The following is an 18,333-nucleotide window of genomic DNA, read 5'->3' as shown; positions in this document are numbered from 1 at the left end:
TGAAAATGCATGGAGTGAGTTATTGTTAACGCTTTGTTTTCTTTTGTTGATTTATGTAACAGTTTATCGGCGTTGGTTATGTCATTAATTGAGTATCCATCCTGAGCGATATGACCGGTTGTAATATGCCGGTGACAGATTGGACTGAGCGCCGTACTCCGGCGTTTTTCATTCAAAAGGAAGCATAATAATGAATAAAAATGATAATGTGCCACTACCCTCGAATACGAGTGAGTGGTTTTTTAACCGTAACAGTATTATCGTTCTGAGCGATATCATCCTCTTCTTTGTTTTATATAAAACTTTACCGTTTCCACCTCAGGTTGTGCTGGGGATCAGTTTGCTGGTTTTTATTGCGGTACTATGGCTGACAGAAGCGCTGCACGTGACCGTCACCGCGATACTGGTACCGGTACTGGCTGTTTTGTTTGGTATTTTTGATACAACGGCTGCGCTGAGTAATTTCTCGAATCCGATTATTTATCTTTTTCTGGGCGGATTTGCACTGGCTGCGGCCATGCATCACCAGGGACTGGATAAAGTTATCGCTGACAAGGTGTTGGTACTGGCCCGGGGGAAAATGGTCGTGGCTGTGTTTATGCTGTTTGTGGTAACGGCTGTGATTTCTATGTGGATCAGTAATACCGCGACAACGGCGATGATGATTCCGCTGGTGCTGGGGGTGCTGAGTAAAGTCGACTCCGGCCAGCGGGAAAGCACTTATGTATTTGTCTTGCTGGGTATTGCTTACAGCGCCAGTATTGGCGGGATTGCGACTGTAATCGGCAGTCCGCCGAATGCGATTGCGGCTGCGGAGCTGAAGCTCTCTTTTACCGAGTGGATGTATTATGGGATTCCTTCTGCGTGTATTTTACTTCCTATTGCGATTTTAATTCTGTATCTGGTTTTCAAACCGGATTTATCGGGGCGTTTTGAGCTGAATTATGAACCGGTGGACTGGGATAAAGGAAAAGTGGTGACACTGGGTATTTTCTCCCTGACGGTTTTCTTATGGATTTTCAGCAAACCGATTAACGGACTGATTGGCGGGTTTAAATCATTTGATACGATCATTGCTCTTGGTGTGATTGTGCTGGTGAATTTTGCCAGAGTAGTTCACTGGAAGGATATTGAAAAAACAGCGGACTGGGGGGTGTTACTGCTGTTTGGTGGCGGGATCAGTCTGAGCAATATTCTCAAGCAAACAGGTACCAGTGTATTTATTGCTCATCAGCTCAGCGACCTGATTACTCAGTTTGGAGTGTTCTTTATTATTATGATTATTGCTTGCTTTGTGGTGTTTCTGACAGAGTTTGCCAGTAATACAGCCAGTGCGGCATTACTCATTCCTGTGTTTGTCAGTGTCGCTGAAGCACTGAATATGCCGCCGGTGATTCTGGTGGTTTTAATTGCTGTTGCTTCATCGTGTGCATTTATGCTGCCGGTTGCGACACCGCCGAATGCGATCGTTTTTTCAACCGGTTATATCCGGCAGACTCAGATGATGAAAGTGGGGATAATTCTGAATGTAATCTGTGTGATGCTACTGACTTTGGTTGCATTATTTATCTGGCAATAAATGATCCGGTGGTTGCAGTTTTCAGCGTTTCTGTTCAGCGTTGTGCCGGAAACAAATCACACGGGGCGTTGCCCCGGTGTGATTTTGTCCGGATACTCAGGGGCAGTTTAAGCGCACAGGGCCGCGATTACACCGATTGCGCCGCCGAAAACACCGCCCCAGATGACCAGCCAGCCCAGATGTTCTTTAATCATCTTCTGGACCATTTCTTTGACCAGCTGTGGTGTCAGTTCACTCAATCGCTGATCGATAATCTGCTCGATTTTTTCTTCGATATCTTCTTTGACAGAACCAGAACCTAACTGAGATTTGATTGCATCCTGCACGGCTTCACTCTGGCCTATTTCAGCCACGGAAGCGTGCATTTTCTCAACAAAAGGTTGTTTCAGCGGTTGCAGCGCTTCTGTACCGCCAACCATGGCCAGCATGCCGCCAAACTGAGAATTTGCGATGACGTCAACCAATGCATCAAAAGTCGGGTTAAAATCAACTTTCTCAATTATGGCATCCATTTCAAAATTATGAGTGTCTCCAATTTCCTGATCGAGGAATTTCCCGATATTGTCCTGATTGAAGAACTGTTCCATCATTAATGATTTTATCGCCGTTCTGAATGCATCGAACCGGCGGGGAATAACGCCTGAACCATATAAACCGGGAACTTTTTCAAACAACATATGAATGGCCAGCCAGTTGGTTATTGCGCCGGAAAAAGCGAATAGCCCCGCTGTTTGTAAAATTGGCTCGTTGAATTGATAACCAATCAAAATGCAGAGAATTGCAATCAGGTTGGTCATGATACTCTTGTTATTCATTGGGTTGTTTTAGCTCCTGAATACTTTGAAATACGCCGATTTTAGAAGAAAACCAACCGGGCGGAAAGAGAAAAGCGGATTATTCCTGCAAAGGATGAATATTATTTGAGCAAGTGGTAAGTTATTGGTCTGGTTGCGTATCCATGAAAACCGGCCAGATTTTATACCAGGGCAATCTGAAACAAGCTTCTTCAGGTTGCCCGGGGATATACCCGTGTTTTATTTTAATCAGGATTTTATAATGAAAATGATTCTATCTGCTTTCGGAGTGATGGTTCTGACCGGATGCAGCGTACTAAACCACCATTCAGAATCACAATATTCGTACGGTACCAAGACTGTTTATACTCCCCGTCAGGAGATGAAGACTTATGAAGCTGTTCCTGCCGGATATCAGCTTGTTTACACTCAGTCTGTTGCCCGCCACGGTTCCCGGGCCTTAACCAGCCCCAAATATGATGATATCAGTCTGAAAATCTGGCAAAAAGCCAAAGAAATGAATGCTTTAACACCTGCCGGAGAAAAGCTGGGTGCAGAGATTTCCCGTTTAATTGCGGCTAATAAAAAGCTGGGTTACGGTGAACTCTCCCGTCTTGGCTGGCAGGAACATCACGACATCGGAATGAGAATGGCACAGCGGGATAAGTCTCTGTTTGATGAAGTTAAAAAAGACAGACAACCTATCCTGGTTGAATATTCAGGGCGCATACGGGCCCGAACAAGTGCGATATCATTTGTCCGCGGTATGATTCAGGTGGAACCTGAAATCGCACCTTTCGTCACACAGCCACGGGTCGACCGGTCTCAGTTGTACTTTCATAAACATCACAAGCAATATCAGGATTATAAAAAGCATAATCCACAGCTTAACCAGGCGATTCATCAGCTTTTTGATCAACCCAAATCTCATCAGATTGCCCGCGGGATTTTAGAGAGAATTTATACTCCTGAATTTGTTGATGCGCTGGCACAGGGTAAATATCAGTTTACCCGGGTGGGGAAGAAGAAAGCTCAGGTCTACAATGACGTAGATACAGTGATGCAGCTTTTTCATTTGTATCTGATTGCGCCGGGAATGAAATATGAAGCGGGCGATCAAGCCTGGAAGTTTGCAGACTATTTCACACCAGCAGAAACACAATGGCTGACTTATTTGTCTGACGGCAAGAATTTTTATCAAAAAGGTCCGGGGCTGAACAACACCGATATTACATACCAGATTGCGAAAGTACTCGAAGATGACTTTTTTAATCAGGTCAAAGCAGTCCGGAGCCGGACGAATCAATATGCCGCAAAATTACGTTTTGCTCACGCAGAAACGATCATTCCTTTTGCTGCTCAAATGCAGTTGAAAGGCAGCACCCAGAGTGTTTCCCTGAGTGAAGGATATCAGCCTGACAACCCATGGCGTGGTGAATGGGTTTCTCCTTACAGTGCCAATATCCAGTGGGATGTTTATCGTGATAAGGATGGGAAGTTGTTAGTGAAGATGCTGTATAACGAGGAAGAGATCGGGTTTAAGCAAGACTGTAAGCCTGTGAAGCCTGGCAGTTACTATTATCGTTTTAATGAATTAACCCGCTGTTATCACGAAAACTAACCTGCCATCAGATCAAGGATGACGGATTATTATATTTACAATGTAAATCAGTCAGATATTCCGGGCGGGCAGCAGAAGCAGCCCGCCCGGCCTGATTTTAATGGCTGGCAATAAATCCACCTGTCTGGTGATCCCACAGGTGTGCATAGATACCGTTTTTATCCAGTAATTCCTGATGAGTGCCTTCTTCAACGACGTTACCCTGGTCGAGAACAATGAGCCGGTCCATTGCGGCGATGGTTGACAGACGGTGCGCAATCGCAATGACTGTTTTTCCTTCCATCAGCTGATACAGACTTTCCTGAATCGCTGCCTCAACTTCAGAGTCGAGTGCAGATGTGGCTTCATCAAGGATCAGAATCGGTGCGTTTTTCAGTAATACCCGTGAGATTGCAATACGCTGACGCTGGCCGCCGGATAGTTTCACACCCCGTTCTCCGACCTGAGAATCATAGCTGCAGTTACCGTGAGGATCGGTCAGGGTTTCAATAAACTCATGCGCATGTGCCTGCTTGGTTGCTCTGAGTAACTCTTCTTCTGTCGCGTCTGGTTTTCCGTAGAGAATATTTTCTCTGATAGAGCGGTGCAGCAGAGATGTATCCTGTGTCACCATCCCAATCGCACTTCTCAGGGAATCCTGGGTAATGTCATTGATAGCTTGCCCGTCAATACGAATCGCACCGCTTTCAACATCATGAAAACGAAGTAACAGATTAACTAAGGTTGACTTCCCTGCACCTGAACGACCAACCAGACCGACTTTTTCTCCTGGCTTGATGTTCAGATTCAGGTTGTCAATCACATGGATATTTTCACCATAATGAAAAGAGACATGATCAAATTCAATCCCGCCTTGTTTGATGTCCAGCTCTTTTGCATCCGGTTTATCCTGAATCTGGATCGAACGGGATAAGGATGCCATGCCATCAACGACGGTACCGATATTTTCAAACAGAGCACCAATTTCCCACATAATCCAGTGGGACATACCGTTAATCCGCAATGAAAGTGAAATTGCCACAGCAATCACCCCGACCGTCACCAGACTCTGTGACCACAGATAAATGGAGATGGCAGAAATAGCAAACAAGAGAAAATAGTTAGCAATTTCAACGGAGAGATTAAAACCTGTGACCAGCCGCATCTGTTGATAAACGGTCCCCAGAAATCCTTTCATACTGTCCTGAACATACTCTGTTTCCCGGTGATGATGGGAGAATAGTTTGACGGTTTGTATATTGGTATAGCTGTCGACGAAACGTCCGGTCATGGTTGAACGGGCATCCGCCTGCAGTGATGAAACATGTTTTAGCTTTGGTACAAAGAATAGCTGGATACACACATAAATCAGCAGCCAGATCAGCATTGGCATCATTAACCGCCAGTCTGAGTCGGCCAGCATAAACAGAATCGCTGTGACATAGACAATCACGTATACGAAGACATCGACCGCCTTCATGACGGTTTCACGCACCGCAAGAGAAGTTTGCATCACCTTCGTTGCTATGCGCCCGGCAAATTCATTTTGATAGAAGGAAATACTTTGTTTCAGCAGATAACGGTGGGCCAGCCACCGGATTGACATTGGATAATTGCCCAGCATGGTTTGATGGACTAACAGAGACTGAATCGTTATTAATAAAGGGATACCAATGACAACAACCAGTGATAATATGGTGAGTGTCCACTGATTCTCAGCCCAGAATGTTTCCGGATTGCTGGAAGACAGCCAGTCAACAAGGCGGCCCATGAAGCCGAACAGCGAAACTTCGACAATCGCAATCAACGTACTCAGAAGCGCAATAAAAACTAACGGCTTGGTAAAGCCTTTGGTGTAATACCGGCAAAACGCCAGTAAAGTTTCAGGGGGTTGTTGCGGCTCTTCGGGGGGAAAAGCTTTGGTAAAACCCTCAAATCGCTTATACATGAAGAATCCTTAATACAGCCTAATACAATACAGAAAGCAGCAAAAAGCACAGCCTATTTCTGTGGTGAGGAAATATGATTGCCCCAGGCAATCTGAATATCATTTTCAGGTTATCCGGGCATCATGTACTGTGGTTACTGCTGAGGGGGAAACTGAGCGCCCTATTATAACCATTTTCACCGGAACGGATACAAATATTGTAATCAGTATGTTTTATTTATGTTTCTGATATCATAACAACCTGAACATTCAATGTTCAGGTTGTTGTTTCGGTATTATTGCTTGAGGGGTCGTAGTAAAGAATCGCCATCGTCATGGCTGGCTGGAGCTTTTCAACCGATGCTGTGCCTTCCATTATGGTAAAGGTGTTGGTATCACAAATGACCTGCCATTGCTGGCTCTTGTCTTTCGGCAGAGAAAAGCGGGCCGGGGCTTTGGTTTGATTAATCAGGTAAAGTAATTCAGCACCGTCATCCCCGATACCAAGATGAAGCGCAACAGAATTCAGCTGGTTCCAGTCATCCTGGTTCATTAACTTGCCATCGACTCTGCGCCAGAAAACCCGGTTGGAGTTGCGGGAATCGCCGCTGAATGCATCGATGAACTGGATCATAAACTGTTCCCGGGTTTTGACCAGAGCACCACACCAGTCTTTGAATTGCTGCTGTTCCGAATTCAGTGCCCAGTTCAGCCAGCTGATTTCATTATCCTGGCAGTAGGCGTTGTTGTTTCCCTGCTGTGAATGCGATAACAGATCGGCGGTGAGAATGTGTGGCATACCGAAAGCAAACAAGACAGTGGCCATAAAATTTCGTTTCTGACGCGCCCGGACACCACAAATGGTTTTATCCTGTGTCGGGCCTTCTGCACCATAATTTTCGGAACGGTTATCACCGTGGCCGTCTCTGTTCTGCTCACCGTTTCGCTCGTTGTGTTTATGCCGGTAAGACACCAGATCCTGCAGGGTGAATCCATCGTGATAGGTAATGTAATTCACGGTTAATTTAAATGGCCAGTTGGCGGCACTGTATAAATCCCGCGAGCCCATCAGGCGGGTGGCAAATTCTTTCAGATATCCCTGATCACCCCGCCAGAAACTCCGGCTGATATCTCTGAGTTTGTCATTGGTCTCATTCCATCCGAACGGAAAGTTACCCACCTGATAACCATTGGGGCCGATATCCCAGGGTTCGGCTATCAGCTTAACCTGTTTGAGGATCGGGTCTTGTGCCACAGCCATGAAAAAAGCCGCATTCTGACTGAACTCTTCTCCGTTTCTTCCCAGCGTTGCTGCCAGATCAAACCGGAACCCATCGATGTGATATTCCTTGACCCAGTATCGCAGTGTGTCCATGACCAGATTCAGTGCCGGTTGATAAGACAAATCAACAGTATTGCCGCATCCGGTGAAATTGGCAAAATACGGGCCGCTTGTAAGATAGTACTTACTATCGAGCCCTCTCAGGTTAAATAATGGTCCTTCTCCGCCACCTTCGGCTGTGTGGTTGTACACAACATCAAGAATGACTTCTATGCCTGCTTTGTGCAGTTCCCTGACAACAGTTTTAAATTCTGTCACGGCATCTTTGACGGCATAGCGGGGATCGGGCGCCATAAAGACATACGGGTTGTATCCCCAGTAATTGACCGAATTCATTTCAAGCAGGTGAGTTTCATGCATACATGCTGCGACAGGGAGAAATTGCAGCGTCCGGATGCCCTGTGCCTGATAAAATTTTATCATTTCAGGATGAACCAACCCCGGATAAGTTCCCCTGAGGCTGGCCGGAATTGCCTGATTAGTCTGTGTCAGTCCTTTGACATGGGTTTCAAATAAAACGGTCGCCTCACGCGGAATATCTGGTTTGTCTGTGTCCTGCCAGTCGAAGCTGTCATCAACAACCACACATTTCGGCAACTGAAAACTTTTTTTCGTGGTCAGTGGCGGCGTATAAGTAAGCGGTCCATCCAGCGCTTTTGCGTATGGGTCAGCGATGTAATGCCAGCGTTGCTCTTTCTGCTTAATCAGATAACCATATTTCTGGCCCGCGGTGATTCCCTCAATGTACAGATAGTGAATACCTGCATATTCATTGGTCAGAGGAAAGGTGCGGCACTTACCTTTGTGATCAAACAGTGCTAACTGAATCTGGCAGTCATCTGCAACATAAACAGAAAAATTACATCCTTTACTATCTGGTGTTGCCCCTAAAGGATAAGGACGGGATAAACGGTCATTTCTCATACGCATTATTGAGTCTTATTGATGAGTGATTAAGCGAACGTTACTCTTTTTAGTAAAAAACTTAGTTGTGCATAGGTCAAGTATTCGCCACAAATTATGTCTTCTGTCTGGTATTTTTTACCTCACTTACCGTGTAAAGAGTGCGCATGTTTGTTTTAACAGGACAAAAAACTTTCCGGGATAAGATGAATGATTAAATAATTGTGGGTATTGAGGCTTTTTACTTCTGGTGCACTTGCTGAAATCTGAATGATTATCTTCAATTAGGATAAGCAGACCTGAATCATCATAATGAGTCTTCAGGTTGAACGGGTCTGTTATTTTCGGTTGATGTCACTGTATTGAGAAAAGGATTCGCATGAGATCTGTTGTTGTTGATATTCTTTAATTTTATTTTTATTGTGTTTCATGTCATACAGTGTCGCAATTGTTGTGTCCGGAGTGTTTCCGGCTTAAATGGAATAAGAAATAACATTAATGAGTATTCTTGGAATTTTTATCGGTTTGGCGGGATTAATCCTGATTGGACTCGTCAGCTGGTTGATGATGCTTTCTATCAACCAGAAGAAGCTCGACAAAGAGCGGATTGCCAAAGGAGAAGCGCGTCGCAAAGCTTTGGAAAGAGAGAAAGAAGATGAGCATCAGGAGCGTTTGCAAAAAGCTGAATCCGGGCATGTCCCGACGATTCTGTTTATGGCAAAAGAAGCCGAGCGTTTCAATGTAAAAGATGCGCTGTACTGGTACGAAAAAGCAGCAGAGCTTGACAGTGAAACCGGTATGTATGGTGTTGTCCGGCTGTGTAAGAAAACTGTCGGGGATATGGTATATGAGGAAAAAGGACGTTTCTGGCAGAAATATATTCAGGGGCTGGAAGGCAATATGGCTGCTTTGTGTGATACGGGTCAGGCTTACCTGACCGGGCGTGGCACAAATGTGGATATTGAAAAAGGAATGAGCCTGCTGGAGAAAGCTGCGCTTTCTAATTATACGCCGGCCCAGCTGCAACTGGGCGACTGGTTCATGTCTAAAGATAATCCTTCCCCGAAACCTGAAGACTCTTGTTTCTGGTTTGCGAAAGCGGCAAAACTGGAGAGTGAAGAAGGTATGATCAAGCTGGGTCTCAATTACCTGAAAGGTATCGGGATTCATCAGGATCATCGTAAAGCCTGTTACTGGCTGGAACGTTGTTCGGAAAAGGGCAATGCCAAAGCGATGTATCATGCCGGGAAAGCCTGGATAGATCATGGTGAGCACGGTAATTCAGTGGCTTATGTCTGGCTGTTTTGTTCGGCTAAGTGTGGTTATGATCTGGCACAGAATGTGAGAGATGAAGTCGGTAATAAACTGGGCGTGGAAGCGGTTGTGCTATTGCAAAATTTTGCGAAACCATTACTGAAGAAAATCAATGAAGGCGGTGTCAGTAAGCACTTGTTAATCAAAGCATTTAATAAGTTGTATAAGCGGGATATTCCTATTCCCGGCTCGAATGAAAACTCTGAAGATATGCTGGCGCAGGAGCATGGTGAGTTGTTTGAAAATCTATCCGTGCAAAATGTTCCTGATCCCGCTTCTGAAAACAAAAGTATTCCGGCAGAAAAAGAAGATAAGGCTTCTTTTGAACAATCCGGTGTTCAGGTGAATACGGATTACACGGATAAAAATATGCACTAAGACTTGTGAGTTGCTGTACGGAAAAGAAAAGCCCCTGACGATGTCGTCAGGGGCTTTTGCATAAAGAATATATTCAATTACAGTCTGTTGGCTTTTTTCTGTTCTGCCTGACAAACTGCTGCTGTGAATACAACATCGGTTGAACTGTTCAGTGCTGTCTCTGCGGAGTCCTGAATGACTCCAATGATAAATCCGACTGCAACCACCTGCATTGCGACATCATTGGAAATACCAAACAGGCCACAAGCCAGAGGAATCAGCAGTAGTGAGCCTCCGGCAACACCCGATGCACCACATGCTGAAATTGCTGAGACCAGACTCAGGAGGACAGCACTCATCATATCGACTTCAATGCCCACTGTATGAACGGCCGCCAGTGTCAGAACCGTGATTGTAATTGCTGCGCCGGCCATGTTGATGGTTGCACCAAGCGGAATAGAAACTGAGTAAGTATCTTCATCCAGATCAAGCTTGTTACACAAAGCCATATTGACAGGAATATTCGCTGCACTTGAACGGGTGAAAAATGCCGTTACACCACTTTCCCGTAAGCACCGGAAAACAAGAGGAAACGGATTTTGCCCGGTTTTCACAAATACAATGACAGGATTGACAACCAGAGCAATGATTAACATTGCGGAAAGAAGGACTGCGAGCAGGTGAGTATAACCTGCCAGTGCGGAGAAACCGATCGTCGCAAAAGTGGAGGAAACCAGCCCGAAGATACCGAATGGCGCCAGTCTGATAATGAAGCGAACGATTTGTGAAACACCGTGGCTTAAATCTTCCAGTACGGCTTTTGTATGCGCACTGGCATGGTGTAAGGCGATACCCAGACCAATTGCCCAGGCTAAAATACCAATATAATTTGCCTGAAGAATGGCATTAACCGGGTTATCAACGACTTTGAACAGCAAGGTATGCAGAACTTCGGTGATTCCTTCTGGTGGTGTTGTTCCCTCAGCACCGGTAACCAGCGTGAGTGTTGTCGGGAAAAGGAAGCTGAGAATTACAGCAGTCAGTGATGCCACAAACGTTCCCAAAAGATAAAGAATAACAATTGGGCGCATGTGAGTTTGCTGGTTTCTTTTTTGATTAGCGATGGATGCTATAACCAGTACAAAAACCAAAACCGGAGCAACTGCTTTCAGTGCGCTGACAAAAAGGCTGCCAAGTAAGCCTGCTTTTTGAGCAACATCGGGGGCTGATGTTGCTAAAAGTGCACCAAGGGCGATACCAATAATAATCTGTATCACTAAATTCCCTCGGGCAAAACGGGCAAAGATGTTGTTTTGCATAATAATTCCTGTCATTTAATTATCTGTCTGTGAGTTATATACCCAAGCAGGCTGAAGAGGCATGATTGAGTGTGAATCCTGCGTCATCAGGTTGTTTGGGTATAATGCTTCCGGCACCGGGTTCCGGAAAAAAATAATATTATAGTGCCAGCAGAAAGTGTCTAGGATTAATTGATATTTTGGTAGAAAAATTGCAGGTTTGATGCATTTGGTGGTGAATTTGTTGCATTTGTTAAGAAATGTGGGGTTTATACCTGTTTGAGTGTTTCGTGACGGGGGCCATTTTATGGCTTTTGGGGCATAACATCAGGTGTGATATCCCCAAACAACCTGAAGAGTGAGCGGGCAGGTTGATTGGGGATATTTCTTTTGATTTAATATTTTTTCTTCGCGATTTTTTCCAGTATCAGAACAATTCCGATTGCTGTAAGCATCATCGCAATCGCTAAAAATAACTGGGATGGCTGGCTTGTCAGGCGTTCATACTCAGCTGGCAGAAGATTATGCTGAAGTAATGGTACCAGTTCTCCGTGAGAATTCGTCCGCCAGGTCAGCGTTTCCTTCCAGGGCCAGATTTTGGGTAATGTACCGACCATCAGTCCGGTCAGGGTGACCAGGGTCAGATCTCTGTGATGCTTGAGCAACCATGAGAGCAGATGAGAAAAGCACAGCAGACCAAGTACGCATCCGCACAGAAAAGTCACAATTGGGGTGAGCCGGAAGTTTTTGACTGCCTCCAGAATTGGCGCATACATACCGATCAGCAATAAAATGAAACTGCCGGAGATTCCCGGCAGAATCATGGCACAGATAGCAACAGCGCCAGCGAACAGTATATTCATGGTTGTCGGCTCGAGATGCAGTGGTTGCAGTATAGTAATCGAATAGGCCAGCAATACACCGGCAATAAAACCGGCAAACTGGGTTATCTGTCTTTGCTTAATTTGTCTCAAAATATGCAGAACTGATACCAGAATCAGACCAAAGAAAAATGACCAGAGTGGAATCGGGTGGGTAATGAGCAGCCATGAAACTAATTTAGCCAGTGTGAGAATACTCAGGAAAATACCGCTGAACAGGCAGAGTAAAAATTTCAGGTTGATGTGTGCCAGAGCCGCTTTAATTCCCTGTTTTCTGATCACAGTGATCAGTTTGGGATTAATACGGCGGATACTTTCCAGCAGCGTGTCATAAATACCGGTAATAAAAGCGATTGTGCCACCAGATACCCCGGGAACTACGTCAGCAGCTCCCATCGCCATGCCTTTAAAAAAAGTGAAGAGATAGTTCATTATGATTATATTGACTGCAGTCTGAATTGAATGGCCTTTAGTATCGCGAAGGCTGATGGTTTTTCAACAGGAAACCCGTATTTATCTGGACAATTTTTGTCAGAATCAGCCTGAAAGCAGTATAAGTGCGCGATTATCCGCCACTTTATCCTGATATTATCAGCCTGAGTTGCTGAAAGTGTTCAGACATGGCTTATTCATGATTACTTTCCGGTGTTGCTTCACTTGCCTGGTCGAGAATAATTTTAGTGCCATTAATATCCAGGTGTTCAAGTAATGGTCGAATACTGGCTTTCCCTTTATCTGTCAGTTCAAAACCGTGGTCGATACGATGAGGCGTATTTCTCTGAATATTACATATTTTACCCTCAACCCGGATTTCCTGAGCACCCAGCTTCAGCAGAATGATGGCATAATCGCCTTCATAAAGCTTTTTGGCCAGAAGAGCGGTTGAAAAACAGCAACCGCTTTTGGACAGATCCCGGATTTCGCACTCAACTTTACTGTTATCGAACTGGATAAAACCGGGCAGCTTGATCTGATATCGGGCCTCTTTGCGCAGGGGAGTCAGTTTTACACCTTCCGGAATTGACATCACAGCCATAGGAATCGGTTTAGTCAGTACATGGAGAAGCTGGCTGCGGAAATAGATGAAAGCGCCTTCGCCGCGATGTGAAATTGCTTTGACGTTACACCAGAATCCTGGCTGGAAAAACGTTTGGGTATTACCGCCCGAAGATGAAGGCAGCTCTGTCAGAATGTAAGTATTGGAATGGATACCAATAAAAGTGGTATGGCATCTGAACTTTTTTCCGACAGGTGTGGCTATGTTCAACGTTAGCTCACTACTGTGATCAATCAGTGCTAACGTCTCAAGGCTACTCTGTGCAGATGCTGGATTTCTGGTTGTGGATGCAGGCTTTACCATTGCCATTTGTTGCCTTTATCAATTCAGTTTTCCCTGTCATTAAGTGTAGCCGTTTACTGATGAGCCTGAGCTGGGAAGTCGCTATCTTTATCAGTGATGTTGCATAAATTGTTATTTTGATCGACTTTTTAATATTCAGTGTCCCGGTGGACAGAGCTATCTTATTTCATGAAGGGCGTGAGCGGAGTTCTCATTTACATAAGGATCGCTTATGATAATTTGCTTAGTTTTCATGTAAAAGGGAATGATTGTGTCAGGAGAAGGAAAAGACAGCACCGGATGGCAGAATCCGGCTAATTTTTTGCTTGTGGTCTCATTTATTGTGCCTGTTGCCTTTGCCAGCTGGAGCGCACTACTGAATAATTTTTCGGTTGAAAGTGCCCGGTTTAATGGCTCAGATATCGGGATTCTGCAGAGTGTCAGAGAAATCCCCGGGTTTCTGGCTTTTTCTGCTGTTTTCATTTTACTGTTTATTAAAGAACAACGCTTTCTGCTGATTGCTCTGTCGATGTTAACTCTGGGCGTCGCAATTACCGGGTTTTTCCCTTCTTTTAATGGGTTATTATTGACAACATTGCTGATGTCTACCGGGTTTCATTATCTGGAAACGCTAAAGCAATCTCTGACATTGCAATGGATAAACAAAGATGAAGCACCTGAAATGTTAGGGAAGCTTATCTCTGCAGGTGCGCTTGCTTCTCTGCTGACCTACGGATGTTTGTGGCTGATGCTGGATTTGATGAAGCTGTCTTATCTTTGGGTCTATCTGATTACCGGTGGTGTTGCTTTTGTGTTGACTGCTGTGGTTGCGCTGGCATTCCCGCAGTTTCAAGCCAGAACAGTACAGAATAAGAAACTAATGCTCAGAAAACGTTACTGGTTATATTATGCGTTAACATTCATGAGTGGTGCCCGCCGACAAATTTTCACCGTATTTGCAGGTTTTTTGATGGTTGAAAAATTTGGTTATTCTGCCAGTGAAATAACTCTGTTGTTCCTGATTAATTACGTTTTTAACTTTTTGTTTGCCAGGCAAATCGGTAAAACGATCGGCAGGGTTGGTGAACGCCGGGCACTGATGCTGGAGTATGGTGGTTTAATTTTGGTATTTGTCGGGTATGCCATCGTTGAAAATGCCCACGTTGCCGCAGGGCTTTATGTTGTGGATCATCTGTTTTTTGCTTTGGCGCTGGCGATTAAAACCTATTTTCAGAAAATTGCAGATCCGGCTGATATGGCTTCAACCGCCGGTGTCTCATTTACGATTAACCATATTGCAGCTGTGATTATCCCGGCGACGTTTGGACTGGTTTGGATGGTTTCCCCTGCTGCGGTATTCTATATCGGCGCGGCGATGGCTGTGATTTCGTTAGTTCTGTCTTTGAATATTCCGGGAGTTCCGGCGAAAGGAAATGAAGTCCGCATTCTTCGCTGGAACTAGTGCTTCACCGGAATTCGTGGCACCCGGACCATGACCACGGGTAAAAGAAAAAGTCAGACAACGGGATGAACTATTTCAAAGAGTAACTGGTGCAGACAATCGTGATGTTGTTTGCATCCCTAAGGCTCTGCACAGACCTGATTTCTTCCGTTTGCTTTTGCCTGGTAAAGGGCTTTGTCTGCTCTGTGCAGTGTCCGCTGAGTATTTTCACCTTCTCTGTGAAGTGTAACTCCGATACTGACGGTGAGCCTCCGCTCATTGAGTAGTGAATCCCAGTTGATCTGGTAAATGTGTTTACGGAATTTTTCACCGTGATTTTTTGCTTCATCCAGTGTGGGGTTTTCCAGGATCACCAGGAACTCTTCACCACCATACCGGACACATGAAGCATGGTTAAAATTAAAATAACGGCTCAGTTCATCGGAAACACTGATAATCGCTTTATCACCAATTAAATGAGAGAATTCATCATTGATTGATTTAAAGTGATCAATATCGATAATCAAAAATGCGAACGACACTTCATGAAGCAGTAACTCTTTTAATTTCGCTTCCAGCCAGCGGCGATTATGCAGCTTTGTCAATGGATCGGTGAAAACATCCTGCTGTAAACGCGCCACTGTATGTTTCTGGCTCTCAGTTGTTTCTTTTAACTCCTGGTTTTCCATCTTTGACATAATGAGTTTGAGTTGCAGCTCAAATTGCGAGAGTCGTTTCAGCTGGCTGGCTCCCAGCTCCCCGATAGGGATCTGTTTCATCAGATCTGCTTCTATCTGGTAGGCTTTTTTCTCATATTTCAGGGCTTCTTCATACTTCGCCTGATATTCATAAATATAGGCCAGAGCCTGATATAAAGACTTGTGTAATTCCGGATTGGTTAAATGAGCGGTCTTACGCAGTTTCTGAATTAAAATCATTTCTGCCAGGGTTATTTTCCCTTGCGAGATCAGGCAATAGGCCAGCTCGATTTTTAGCAGGCAGGTCAGTGGCTTATTGTAGCGGCTGCCGGTTGTATACGGTGTTTCCGACAGCACATGAATGGCTTCGTCGATATTCCCTTTTGCCCGGTTAATTTTTGTTTCATAAAGAATGATTTGGCGGGAAAGTTCCTGATCGCTGACCAGAATACTGAGTTCTTCACATTCTTTAATCAGTTCTTCTGCAACCGCATATTCTTTCATGCTAATGTGGCAGGCCAGCATGCATATTTTATATCTCAGACGTAGCGACCGGCTTGAAATTGCCTGATCAATGCTGTTGACCTTTTGATAGAACAGCAGTGCTTTGCCTGGATCGCCATAGCGGTAACAGAGCTCGCCCATGCCGATCACGGCAAGGGCATATTCATCAATAAACTCATTTTCAACCGCAATATTTGAAATCGAAATATATTCTTTTAGTGCTGTCTGGTAATCGCCGGATTCAATCAGTCGATGACACAGGGAAATTTTGATTGAAAGGACGGCTTCAGCATCTTGTGGGAGTTGCAATAGCGCCAGAGCCGCATTGAGCTCATCAATACTCAATTCGATCTGATTGAGCAGTGCCTGATATTCAGCACTGATCACATGGCACTGCGCCTGTTCCCATTGTGTGGAAGCAATGTAATTTCTGATATGGTTCCAGAGAATAATTGCAGCATCACCATGAACAGAAGTGACATCAAGACCTGCTTCTTTAATCTTATTCAGTAAGCCCGGCATGTTGTTCCTCGCTTGGCAGCTGAATTAACTGGTCCAGAGTAAACGGAAAAGACAGAATATCATGTAATGTTGCCTGTGGCGGAAAGTCTTGCAACCCTTTTCTTTCCCATGGATAAATTTCAATCATCTTTTGCAATACGTTAAATATATTTTGTGCGATTTCGTCTTTGTCTGAGAGTAGCAGCCCCAGACGTTCTGAGCTTAAACGAGCGACTAAGTCTTGTTTAGAACAAAGAGAATGAGCCAGCTCTGTACAGATATCTATATATTCAGGCACTTCATGATAAATGATAATAACTGAATGATTTGAATATGTTAATGCTGTCTTATATAAAATGAGCTGTTCCCACCAGTGTGTTTCGGAGACGACATTGGACAGGTGTTTCTCCGGATCATACTCGTACTGGCTGCGAATGCGGTTGATGAGTTTTTTCGCTCGCTGGTCCAGCAGTTTTTTCTGGCTTTGAACCTTATCTTTGCTCTCGCGTGTAATTTGTGATTTCAGTTGATTAACCGAACAGTCGCGGTATTTTTTGAACGCTGTCAGTGCGTGCTTAAACTCTTTTTTCTGTTCAGCGATAATGGATTGCTGGTAATAAATCGGTGAGAGTAACTCATGATTATCATCCTGTTTCTCCACCAACTGTTCAGCCTGAAGTAGCAGGGTCGTCGCTTTGTCGATATTTTTTCGCATGAATTCCAGCCTTGAACGGCTGATATAAGCATGTGACTGAATCCATATCAAATGATGTTTTTGTGCCAGATGAATCGCTTTCATGATCGCATTTTCGGCTTCTTCCAATCGTTCCAGTCCCAACAATGCCAGTGCCTGAAAATCCCATGCTTCCGCCAGCCACTGCTGATTATGATGATTTTCGAGTAACTCCATGGCGACATCAAGAACGGTCAACATTTCTGCGTAGTTTTCCAGCAGATATAAGTCCCATGCCCACAATATCCGCGCCCGGCCTTCAAGCCAGGCTATCCGGGTTGAATTGGCCACTTTGACGGCTAGCTGATGGGTGTCACACGCTAAGTGATGCTCATTGGTACTTCGCCAGATGTTACCCAGCCCCAGTAACGAAGCAATCAGGATCTCTATCTGTTCTTCCAGCGTGGATTGCTCAAGGGCATTAATCCAGTGTTGTTGCGCGGTATAATATTTACCGTCTTCCCAATAGTTCATCGCATGAAGGTGAAGGATTTCAGGCAGATATCTGTCGTTATCAAGACTGTTTTGGATTTCAAGTGCTTCATTGGCGTAATGAAGGCTGCGGTCATGCCGGGTAACCTGAAGAGAACTACGGGACATAATGAGAAGGCACTGAATTGCCCCCTCAGGGTAATGAATTTGTTTTGAACGCGTCAGAAGTTGTTCTGCATCACAGAGTACATCTTCGGGGGATATTTCCAGGCGTTGCTTGAGTTGCTCTATTTCAATTTCAAGGAGGTAAAGACTCTTGTCCAAACTGAATCATCCTTTAGGCCATGCCAGTCCAATACTCTGAGAGCGTGATCGTTTTATTGATATTGTATTCTTTCATACATAATAAAATAGTACGCATTTCCGGCACGCTTACTTAAAGCCGGGTTTTCAGGTTATTCATTTTTTTGATTTACAAATGCGCGATATATACCAACATGACGGTGAGCCGATCATTTTATTATGAAACGAGAGTGTTCTTATTTTGACACTTTTCATATGTAACAATCATAGGATGATTTATCAATGGTTGAAACAGTTTCGGCCAAATTTTTGACGAATACCTTATTGTCAGTAATAATTCTGATACAAAATTTCATCTTGTATAACTGTGCTATAATAAATTGTACA

Annotated in this window: 12 protein-coding genes; 4 read left to right on the top strand and 8 right to left on the bottom strand. The window is 44.5% G+C overall.

Annotated elements, in window-relative coordinates:
• The first annotated feature begins 190 nt into the window (after nucleotides 1-190).
• Nucleotides 191-1,579: an SLC13 family permease gene (locus OC443_RS25965; protein WP_073579484.1), complete on the top strand. Its 1,389-nt coding sequence runs from the start codon at nucleotides 191-193 to the stop codon at nucleotides 1,577-1,579.
• A 107-nt stretch (nucleotides 1,580-1,686) separates the two neighbouring features.
• Here the strand turns inward: OC443_RS25965 and OC443_RS25960 are convergent, their stop codons facing one another.
• Entirely contained in the window at nucleotides 1,687-2,394 is a 708-nt protein-coding gene (locus OC443_RS25960; RefSeq protein ID WP_073579485.1) for a DUF445 domain-containing protein, read from the bottom strand.
• Between the two features lie 241 nt (nucleotides 2,395-2,635).
• Between OC443_RS25960 and OC443_RS25955 the strand changes: the two genes are divergently transcribed.
• Nucleotides 2,636-3,994 (top strand): histidine-type phosphatase, encoded by a 1,359-nt coding sequence (locus OC443_RS25955; protein WP_073579486.1) that lies wholly within the window; start codon nucleotides 2,636-2,638, stop codon nucleotides 3,992-3,994.
• Between the two features lie 97 nt (nucleotides 3,995-4,091).
• Here the strand turns inward: OC443_RS25955 and OC443_RS25950 are convergent, their stop codons facing one another.
• Nucleotides 4,092-5,921, bottom strand: coding sequence for an ABC transporter ATP-binding protein (locus OC443_RS25950; protein ID WP_073579487.1), 1,830 nt, complete (start codon nucleotides 5,919-5,921; stop codon nucleotides 4,092-4,094).
• Between the two features lie 256 nt (nucleotides 5,922-6,177).
• The gene (gene glgX / locus OC443_RS25945) at nucleotides 6,178-8,172 is read right to left on the bottom strand and encodes a glycogen debranching protein GlgX (RefSeq protein WP_073579488.1); all 1,995 of its coding nucleotides are present in this window, start codon (nucleotides 8,170-8,172) and stop codon (nucleotides 6,178-6,180) included.
• Nucleotides 8,173-8,643: 471 nt separating this feature from the next.
• On the opposite strand from glgX, the gene OC443_RS25940 reads away from it, so the two are divergent.
• The gene (locus tag OC443_RS25940) at nucleotides 8,644-9,837 is read left to right on the top strand and encodes a tetratricopeptide repeat protein (RefSeq protein ID WP_073579489.1); all 1,194 of its coding nucleotides are present in this window, start codon (nucleotides 8,644-8,646) and stop codon (nucleotides 9,835-9,837) included.
• Between the two features lie 77 nt (nucleotides 9,838-9,914).
• Here the strand turns inward: OC443_RS25940 and sstT are convergent, their stop codons facing one another.
• From sstT to OC443_RS25925, 3 genes are all read right to left on the bottom strand, one after another.
• The gene (sstT, locus tag OC443_RS25935) at nucleotides 9,915-11,135 is read right to left on the bottom strand and encodes a serine/threonine transporter SstT (protein ID WP_370738716.1); all 1,221 of its coding nucleotides are present in this window, start codon (nucleotides 11,133-11,135) and stop codon (nucleotides 9,915-9,917) included.
• 374 nt (nucleotides 11,136-11,509) lie between these two features.
• Nucleotides 11,510-12,427 carry a DUF368 domain-containing protein gene (locus OC443_RS25930; RefSeq protein WP_073579491.1) on the bottom strand — a complete coding sequence of 306 codons (918 nt, stop codon included), beginning with the start codon at nucleotides 12,425-12,427 and terminating at the stop codon, nucleotides 11,510-11,512.
• 193 nt (nucleotides 12,428-12,620) lie between these two features.
• Entirely contained in the window at nucleotides 12,621-13,361 is a 741-nt protein-coding gene (locus OC443_RS25925; RefSeq protein ID WP_073579492.1) for a PilZ domain-containing protein, read from the bottom strand.
• Nucleotides 13,362-13,605: 244 nt separating this feature from the next.
• On the opposite strand from OC443_RS25925, the gene OC443_RS25920 reads away from it, so the two are divergent.
• Complete coding sequence (locus tag OC443_RS25920) at nucleotides 13,606-14,796, top strand: MFS transporter (RefSeq protein WP_370738717.1); 1,191 nt, start codon at nucleotides 13,606-13,608, stop codon at nucleotides 14,794-14,796.
• Between the two features lie 119 nt (nucleotides 14,797-14,915).
• Here OC443_RS25920 and OC443_RS25915 read toward each other — a convergent pair whose 3' ends face one another.
• Nucleotides 14,916-16,499 carry a GGDEF domain-containing protein gene (locus OC443_RS25915; RefSeq protein WP_073579494.1) on the bottom strand — a complete coding sequence of 528 codons (1,584 nt, stop codon included), beginning with the start codon at nucleotides 16,497-16,499 and terminating at the stop codon, nucleotides 14,916-14,918.
• Nucleotides 16,480-17,967, bottom strand: a complete 1,488-nt coding sequence (locus tag OC443_RS25910) for a tetratricopeptide repeat protein (protein ID WP_073579495.1) — start codon at nucleotides 17,965-17,967, stop codon at nucleotides 16,480-16,482. Before OC443_RS25910 ends, OC443_RS25915 begins: the two co-directional genes overlap by 20 nt.
• Nucleotides 17,968-18,333 lie beyond the last annotated feature (366 nt).

Origin of the sequence: Vibrio quintilis, from assembly GCF_024529975.1 — a bacterium.
In the GTDB taxonomy this organism is placed as follows: domain Bacteria; phylum Pseudomonadota; class Gammaproteobacteria; order Enterobacterales; family Vibrionaceae; genus Vibrio; species Vibrio quintilis.
Note: the sequence above shows the minus strand (reverse complement) of the source record. Positions and strands in the feature narration are given on the sequence as shown.

Excerpts from the sequence above, each read along its gene's own strand:
- OC443_RS25965 (WP_073579484.1), top strand. The coding sequence starts at position 191 with ATGAATAAAAATGATAATGTGCCACTACCCTCGAATACGAGTGAGTGG.
- OC443_RS25960 (WP_073579485.1), bottom strand. The coding sequence starts at position 2,394 with ATGAATAACAAGAGTATCATGACCAACCTGATTGCAATTCTCTGCATT.
- OC443_RS25955 (WP_073579486.1), top strand. The coding sequence starts at position 2,636 with ATGAAAATGATTCTATCTGCTTTCGGAGTGATGGTTCTGACCGGATGC.
- OC443_RS25950 (WP_073579487.1), bottom strand. The coding sequence starts at position 5,921 with ATGTATAAGCGATTTGAGGGTTTTACCAAAGCTTTTCCCCCCGAAGAG.
- glgX (WP_073579488.1), bottom strand. The coding sequence starts at position 8,172 with ATGCGTATGAGAAATGACCGTTTATCCCGTCCTTATCCTTTAGGGGCA.
- OC443_RS25940 (WP_073579489.1), top strand. The coding sequence starts at position 8,644 with ATGAGTATTCTTGGAATTTTTATCGGTTTGGCGGGATTAATCCTGATT.
- sstT (WP_370738716.1), bottom strand. The coding sequence starts at position 11,135 with ATGCAAAACAACATCTTTGCCCGTTTTGCCCGAGGGAATTTAGTGATA.
- OC443_RS25930 (WP_073579491.1), bottom strand. The coding sequence starts at position 12,427 with ATGAACTATCTCTTCACTTTTTTTAAAGGCATGGCGATGGGAGCTGCT.
- OC443_RS25925 (WP_073579492.1), bottom strand. The coding sequence starts at position 13,361 with ATGGCAATGGTAAAGCCTGCATCCACAACCAGAAATCCAGCATCTGCA.
- OC443_RS25915 (WP_073579494.1), bottom strand. The coding sequence starts at position 16,499 with ATGCCGGGCTTACTGAATAAGATTAAAGAAGCAGGTCTTGATGTCACT.